The organism is Pseudomonas sp. 2822-17, assembly GCF_002742485.1.
Classification (GTDB): Bacteria; Pseudomonadota; Gammaproteobacteria; order Pseudomonadales; family Pseudomonadaceae; genus Aquipseudomonas; species Aquipseudomonas cyclaminis.
The window spans coordinates 1-283 of the sequence record NZ_LJRZ01000658.1 but is presented as its reverse complement, the minus strand read 5'-3'; the positions used below and the strand labels follow the sequence as shown (position 1 = coordinate 283).

The following is a 283-nucleotide window of genomic DNA, read 5'->3' as shown; positions in this document are numbered from 1 at the left end:
CGTTAGCCCTGTGACACTAACAGCACTAACAGATGTAAACAGTGCATCAGAGAAGGTTATATAAACACCTTCCTGAGTGGAGAAAGGAAGATACAAAAGAACAGCAAACACAAACATTGCTATAATATATGATATTACAATAATCCTAAACGGGCTGAGAAATTTACTTAATCCCAAATTCATATAAAATTACCTCCGGTTTATTTCGGGATTTAGTATATCATTAGTGGAACTCTGTTACCATAAGGTATTATAAAATGTTTTCTTAAAACTTCTCTTTCAT

At 32.9% G+C, this 283-nt stretch carries 1 pseudogene; it reads right to left on the bottom strand.

Going from position 1 to position 283, the window contains the following annotated elements:
- Positions 1-183, bottom strand: a pseudogene (locus AOA60_RS33470) (Ktr system potassium uptake protein D); the annotation flags it as partial.
- Positions 184-283: the final 100 nt, after the last annotated feature.